At 71.6% G+C, this 6,352-nt stretch carries 7 protein-coding genes; 6 read left to right on the top strand and 1 reads right to left on the bottom strand.

Annotated features, from left to right (window positions below; translation table 11 throughout):
• The 3 genes from GZ997_RS04375 to GZ997_RS04365 all read left to right on the top strand — a co-directional run.
• On the top strand, positions 1-335 hold a 335-nt coding region (locus tag GZ997_RS04375), incomplete at its 5' end, for a TadE family type IV pilus minor pilin (protein ID WP_238994251.1).
• Positions 336-343: 8 nt separating this feature from the next.
• Positions 344-763, top strand: a complete 420-nt coding sequence (locus GZ997_RS04370) for an Rv3654c family TadE-like protein (protein WP_162679000.1) — start codon at positions 344-346, stop codon at positions 761-763.
• A gap of 261 nt (positions 764-1,024) precedes the next feature.
• Positions 1,025-1,786: an A24 family peptidase gene (locus GZ997_RS04365; RefSeq protein WP_162678999.1), complete on the top strand. Its 762-nt coding sequence runs from the start codon at positions 1,025-1,027 to the stop codon at positions 1,784-1,786.
• Positions 1,787-1,974: 188 nt separating this feature from the next.
• Here GZ997_RS04365 and GZ997_RS04360 read toward each other — a convergent pair whose 3' ends face one another.
• Positions 1,975-4,623 (bottom strand): DEAD/DEAH box helicase, encoded by a 2,649-nt coding sequence (locus GZ997_RS04360; RefSeq protein ID WP_162678998.1) that lies wholly within the window; start codon positions 4,621-4,623, stop codon positions 1,975-1,977.
• Positions 4,624-5,261: 638 nt separating this feature from the next.
• On the opposite strand from GZ997_RS04360, the gene GZ997_RS04355 reads away from it, so the two are divergent.
• Genes GZ997_RS04355 through GZ997_RS04345 form a run of 3 tightly spaced genes read left to right on the top strand, consistent with a single transcriptional unit; the run spans position 5,262 to position 6,315 of the window.
• Entirely contained in the window at positions 5,262-5,501 is a 240-nt protein-coding gene (locus GZ997_RS04355; protein ID WP_162678997.1) for an Arc family DNA-binding protein, read from the top strand.
• Positions 5,498-5,917, top strand: coding sequence for a type II toxin-antitoxin system VapC family toxin (locus GZ997_RS04350; RefSeq protein ID WP_162678996.1), 420 nt, complete (start codon positions 5,498-5,500; stop codon positions 5,915-5,917). Before GZ997_RS04355 ends, GZ997_RS04350 begins: the two co-directional genes overlap by 4 nt.
• Positions 5,914-6,315 (top strand): hypothetical protein, encoded by a 402-nt coding sequence (locus GZ997_RS04345; RefSeq protein WP_162678995.1) that lies wholly within the window; start codon positions 5,914-5,916, stop codon positions 6,313-6,315. The genes GZ997_RS04350 and GZ997_RS04345 overlap by 4 nt, the downstream gene beginning before the upstream one ends.
• Positions 6,316-6,352: the final 37 nt, after the last annotated feature.

Here is a 6,352-nt window from a genome sequence, read left to right as displayed (position 1 = left end):
CGGGCATGGTGACGGCAGAACTTGCCGTCACCATGCCCGCGGTCGCACTGGTCCTGCTGCTGGTTCTGGCCACCATCAGTGCCGGCCTCACCCAGCTGCGGGTCACCGACGCCGCCCGCGTGGCCGCCCGTCAGGCCGCGATCGGTTCAGGCGACGTCGTCGGCGCCGCCCAGCGGGCGGGCGGCCCGGTAACGGTCAGCGTTGAAACCGGTGAACTCACCTGTGTCACAGCAAGCCGCCGGGTCCCAGGGCCGCTGGGCGGACTGGGACTCACCGCCCGCTCGCGCGCCTGCGCCTACACCGAGCCCGCCCCTGCGCAGGCGGGTGTGCCATGAGGCGGGCCATGCGTCCGTTCCTCACCCCGGGCAATGGCACACGGGCGTGCGGCACGGGCCGTGCCGCAGCACCGGCGGGCCGCGAGCGGGGCTCCGGCACAGTCATGGTGCTGGGCATCATCGCCGTCGCCCTGTGCCTGGCCCTAGGCGCCGCCGGACTGATTCAGGCCCAGGCCGCCGCCGGGCGGGCCCGCTCGGCGGCCGACCTGGCGGCACTTGCCGGGGCGACGGCGCTGAGCTCGGTGCTCGCCCCCGCCGACCCCTGCGCCACCGCCCAACGGGTGGCCCAGGCCAACGGCGCAGAACTGGGCACATGCGAGATTGACGGCGAGGACGTCACGGTCATGGTCACTGTGCCCACCCGAGTACTCGGGATTCCGCGCCGTGCCGGTGCCGCCGCCCGCGCTGGACCGGTTAACCCGCTGTGAGTGACGCGCCGGAGACGACGCCGGCGGGAACCCCTCGCCCGGCCGCCCCGGTCCGCTGTACCGGGGCGGCCGCGGCCCGATCAGCTGTACCGGGGCAGCCGCGGCCCGATCAGGAAGCCGCGAGGCACTACATCGGCATGACGCGGTTACCACCGCACCCGGCCCCGTAAATTCCCTGCGACGTCGAGCACCGGGGTGGAACGGGCCAGCACCGGGTGCCGCGGTAGGAGGGATGGGCGGGAGAAGTGATGAGAGGATGACATGGTGAATGCTGCTGCCGTACTGCCAGTGGTTGCGGCCTGCCTGACCGCCGTGGCCTCCGTCGGTGTAGCCGCCTGGCCCGCCTCCGGTTTTGCGCGGGCCTACGTGGACGGCCTGGAGCGAGCCGTGGAGAACCAGGACCAGGAGGACTCCGCGGACGCCGCCACCGCCACTGCGCGCATACGCTTCCAGCGACTGCTTGACCCACTTCCACAGGGGGCGCTCGCAACGCTCCTGTGCGCGGTGACCCTGGTTTGGGGACTTGGCCACGGGGCGGTGGTCGATACGGCTCTCGCCCTGCCGGTGGTGGCCCTGCTCGGCGTGGCCGGCAGTGTCGATGCCGTCTGCCACCGGCTGCCCAATCGCCTGCTCGTTACCGCCGCGCTCTGGCTACTGGCGGTCATGGCTATACGCGCCCTGGGAAACATGGTCTTGATCGCGCCGTCAGCTGCGGAGCCGTGGACGGTGGGGCGGGCGGTGCTGTGCGCACTGGGCGCCGGGGCGGCGATCCTGGCGATGTGGCTCATACCCGCCTCCGGCATGGGGCTCGGGGACGTGAAGCTGTGCGCCCTGCTGGGATTGTGGCTCGGTTACATCGCGGTGGAGTGGGTGGTCACGGGCCTGATACTGGGCTTCATACTCGCCGGGCTGATGGCCATCGGACTTCTGCTCACCCGCCGGGCGGGGCGCAAGGACAAGCTCGCCTTCGGCCCCTACCTGGCTGCGGGCGGCTGGCTCGCCTGGCTGCTGGCTGTGGCCTGACCATGGCCTAACGCCGCACCGGGCACGGGGCGCCGGTCGCGGCCGGGGCGCCGGTCGCGGCCGGGGCGCCGGTCGCGGTGGGCGGGCCAATGTCACCTGCGCTCTACGCCGCCGTCATGGCGGTGGTGTTTGCGGGCACACAACCCGGGGGCGGCATGACCGCCACCGTGCGAACAGCCCCGACAGAATTACGCGGCCGCGACGTCGTCGGGGATGGCATCCAGCAGCAGGCGCAGCAACGCGATCGCGCCGGCCTTGTCCAGCGGCTCGTTGTTGTTGCCGCACTTGGGCGACTGCACACAGCTGGGGCAGCCGGCGGTGCACGCGCACTCGGAAACCACCGCAAGCGTCGCCTCCAGCCAGGCGCGCCCCGCCCTGAAACCCCGTTCGGCGAAGCCGGCGCCACCGGCCTGTGCATCGTGCACGAACACCGTGGGCGCGAGCGTCTGCGGGTGCAGCGCCGTCGACAGTCCGCCGATGTCCCAGCGGTCGCAGGTGGCCAGCAGCGGCAGCATGCCGATCATGGCGTGCTCGGCGGCGTGCAGGGCGCCCGGCAGCTCATCCGCCTTCAGGCCCGCGCGGGCGGTGAGCTCCACCGGCACCGTCCACCACGCCGACGCCGTCGGCAGCACATGCTCGGGCATGGACAGCGGATGCTGGGAGACCACCTCCATGCCCGGCAGTGCCAGCTTGTTATAGCCGACCACCTGGCTGGTGACTTCCACCGACCCGAAGGCCCACACCACGCCGTCGGCCCACTCCTGCCGCTCCCGCTCGGCGGTGATGCGCACCGAGCTCTGCTCGCGCGCCCGGGTGCGGTAGCCGACCGCCGTCTTGCGGCTGACGACGGCCGCCTCCTCGGTCAGCTCCTCCACCAGGTAGGTGCGGCCCTGGTGGATGTAGACCGCCCCGGGGTGGACGGTGGAGTCCGCGGACGCCCCGGACACGGTGCCGACGACGGCGCCGGTCGCCTCCTCCACCACGGGCACGTCCGCCGGCCCGTCCCCGCGCAAGGAGGTCAGGTCCTGGGCCCGGCCCGGCAGGCTCGTGTTCCAGAACCAGCCGGCTGGGCGGCGTCGCAGCGCCCCGCGGGCGGCGAGCTCCGTCAGTAGGGACTCGTCGGGCAGGCCGAACAGGGGCAGGTCGTCGGTGCGCAGCGGCGACTCCGAGGCCGCCGCGCATAGGTGTGGGGCCAGCACGTAGGGGTTGGCGGGGTCGAAGACAGTGGCCTCCGGGGCGGCGAACACGTCCTCCGGGTGGTGGACCAGGTAGGCGTCCAGCGGATTGTCGGAGGCGATCAGCACCGCCACCCCGCGGCTGCCGGCCCGCCCGGCCCGGCCCGCCTGCTGCCACAGGCTCACCCGGGTGCCCGGCCAGCCGGCGATGATCACGGCGTCCAGGCCGGTGACGTCGATGCCCAGCTCGAGGGCATTGGTGGTGGCCAGGGCCCGCAGGCGGCCGTGGCGCAGGTCCTGCTCCAGGGCGCGCCGCTCCTCGGGCAGGTAGCCGCCCCGGTAGGCGGCGACCGTGCCCGCCAGCTCCGGCTGGGACAGGCCGAGCGTGTGCCGAGCGCGCTCGGCCACGATCTCCGCGCTGCGGCGCGAGCGGACGAACACCAGCGCCCGGGCGCCCACGCTGAGCAGGTCCACCAGCAGCTCGGCCGCCTCTACGACGGCGCTGCGGCGGGCGGCCGGGTCCTCCGTCGGGTCGGCCGTGTCCGGGCCGACGGGCGTGGCGGGCCGGGAGGCGGGGGATGGCGCCGGTGGGTGCGGCGAGTCTGCCTGGCTGGTCGGCGTCTGCGCCGAGGAGGGGTCGTCTTCCACCGAAGATGCGGTCACATCGCCCGGGTGGTTCAGGCGAGGGTCGGCGGTGGGGAAGTCACTCGCCTGCGCCAGGGCCGCCACCGAGTTCTCCCAGGCCGCCCAGGGATCCAATAGGGCCGGCTGCCACAGGGCGAGGGTGTGCTCACCGGTGGGGGCGGCGTCGTCGGTGATGGCGGTGATGGCCTCGGGCTCCGCCCCGATCAGGCGGGCCGCCGTGACTGCCGGCTCGGCCGCCGTCGCCGACGCACACAGCACCACGGGCTCGGGGCCGTGCGGGCGCAGGCGGCGCACCAGCCGCAGCAGCCGACGCAGCACCAGGGCCACGTGGGCGCCGAGAATGCCGCGGTAGGCGTGGCACTCGTCGACCACCACGTAGCGCAGCGAGCGCAGCAGGCGGTTCCAGCGCTCGTGGCCGGGCAGGAGCGAGAAGTGCAGGAAGTCGGGGTTGGTGAGGACGACGTCGGCGTGGGCGCGGGCCCAGTCGCGCTCGGGCAGCGGAGTGTCGCCGTCGCAGGTGGCGGCGTGCACCGTGCGCAGTGAGCCGCCCGGGACGCCCGCCTCGCGCTGAACCGACTCCAACTCGGTGATCAGGCGGCCCAGGGCGGCGGCCTGGTCGGCAGCGAGTGCTTTGGTGGGGGACAGGTACAGGGCGGTGGGGCGGCGCCCGTAGGCGGAAATGTGGCTATCGGTGTCTGCGCGCTGGGCGGCCAGGACCTCCGAGAGTGCGGGCAGCCAGGCGGCCAGGGACTTGCCCGAACCGGTGCCGGTGGCGAGCACGGTGTGGTGGCCCGCATGAACGGAGTCGGCGGCGGCAACCTGATGCGTCCAGGGGCGGTTCACGCCCAGGCGGGCGTAGGCGGAGACCAGGTCGGGGTCCGCCCAGGTGGGCCACTCGCCGTGGCGGCCGGGGCGGGCCGGGGTGCGCTGCAGGTGAATCAGCCGGCTGTCGCGCGCGCCGATGCCTTCGAGCAGGTCGGTGAGGTCGCGCGCGGGCGAGTGCGGCTGGGTGGTCATGGGGCAAGTGTGCCGCAGGGGCCTGACGAGAACTGATAGCCGGGTGGTCGGGCGGGGGTGAGGCGGAGAGAGCGGGGCGGTTCCGAGTGGAGCCGTTGGGGTTGTGTAGGTTCCGGGCGGGGCCGGCGCCGGGTGGGGCCCGTCCCGAGCGACGCAGGTTTCGTGCGGGGAAGGGTCGGCCCGGGTCGAGCCGGTGCGGCTGCACACTGGAGCTGTCAGGACAAAGTCGGCCGATCGTGTCTTTTCGTTGAAATCACGCGGAAATGGCGATTGGGCTGGAGATTGGTGATGACGCTCCAGTGTGCAACGAGGGCCTCGTTGCACACTGGAGGTGTTCTGCCGCCGAGGCTGTTTCAGTGAAACCGCGGAATCGCACGGAATTGGGAGTCGGTGTCGGAACGGTTGCGTGCAAGTCGGAGCCTTAGGGGCATATACGTGATCGGCGACCGCGAGGCATGGACGCGATGCCGCTGCTTCCGCGATCTCGGTGGTGCTCTTCCGAGTCGCAGCTGGGTGCCAAGCCTTACTCATGAGCAGATTGCGTCCCGCGCCATCCCGGGAGGACCTCGTGATCATGGGGTTGTCGCGAGTAGGAGCATCTTGCTAGCATTTTACGAAAGTGTTAGCAGGAGGCTGTCATGGCAGATGTTCTGGTTCGGAACCTGCCCGATGGGACCCACCGGGCATTGAAGGCGCTGGCGAAGTCGCATGGTCGCAGCATGGAGGCCGAGATACGGCAGATCCTGGGACGGGCTGTTGCCGCGAATGACCGGCCCGGCCTTGGTTCGCTGCTGACTTCGATACGCGACGAGGTCGGGCCTGTGGAACTCGACATGGATCGTGACGACGCTCCCTATGTCCCGGTGGACCTGTCGTGATCATTCTCGATACGAATGTCATCTCCGAGCCGTTGCGTAGTGCACCGGAGCCGGCGGTTGTTGAATGGCTCGATCGGCAGCCTCAGGAGTCGCTGTTCGTGACCGCCCTGACGCTTGCCGAGTTGCGGCGGGGTGTCTTGGCCCTGCCGGAAGGGCGACGACGAGACACGCTCCAGTACCGATTGGAGGAGACGCTGCTGCCGTTCTTCAGTGACAGGGTCCTTCCGTTCGATGATGCTGCCGCAAGCGCGTGGGCGCAGTTGCAGGCGCGGGCAGCCGCCAAAGGGCGCCCCCTGCCGGTGATGGACTCCCTTATCGGGGCAATCGCGTATGCCCACTCGATGACACTGGCCACGCGGAATGGGCGCGACTTCAAGCCAATGGGATTGAAACTCATCGATCCGTGGACGGCATGAGTACCGGTTCGGTTGGCGCCTCAGACGGCATCTGCCACGATTACCGTATGCGCATCGAATCGCTCGGCTCGCTTACCGAGGCGGCGCTTGCCACAGCCGCTGACGGGGCCGTCTACGGGCGCGGCCCGGGCCTGGTGGACGCGGTCGGCGAACTTCGAATCGCTGACGGCGCCCGGGCGGCGGCGCCCGCACGACTTCACAACACCACCCGCCTGCGCAAGCAGCTGGAGAGGAACATTGACGACTCCAGCGGCGTGGCAGTCGATGTCTGCCAGCGCGCCGTGAGGCTCTACGCCCGCGCCTGCTGCGCGAGCCCGCCCGCGCCTGCTGCGCGAGCCCGCCCGCGCCTGCTGCGCGAGCCCGCCCGCGCCGGGCAAGCTTGGGCGCTAGCTGGCTAAGTTCCGCCTGGAATCCTCCGGGTGGCCCTCGCTCATC

The organism is Actinomyces sp. 565, assembly GCF_010365615.1.
In the GTDB taxonomy this organism is placed as follows: Bacteria; Actinomycetota; Actinomycetes; order Actinomycetales; family Actinomycetaceae; genus Actinomyces.
This window is presented reverse-complemented; position numbering and strand designations above follow the sequence as displayed.

Bases quoted from the DNA above. Each gene is read 5' to 3' on its own strand.
- GZ997_RS04370 (WP_162679000.1), top strand. From the start codon at position 344: ATGCGTCCGTTCCTCACCCCGGGCAATGGCACACGGGCGTGCGGCACG.
- GZ997_RS04355 (WP_162678997.1), top strand. From the start codon at position 5,262: ATGGCAGATGTTCTGGTTCGGAACCTGCCCGATGGGACCCACCGGGCA.
- GZ997_RS04345 (WP_162678995.1), top strand. From the start codon at position 5,914: ATGAGTACCGGTTCGGTTGGCGCCTCAGACGGCATCTGCCACGATTAC.
- GZ997_RS04360 (WP_162678998.1), bottom strand. From the start codon at position 4,623: ATGACCACCCAGCCGCACTCGCCCGCGCGCGACCTCACCGACCTGCTC.
- GZ997_RS04365 (WP_162678999.1), top strand. From the start codon at position 1,025: ATGGTGAATGCTGCTGCCGTACTGCCAGTGGTTGCGGCCTGCCTGACC.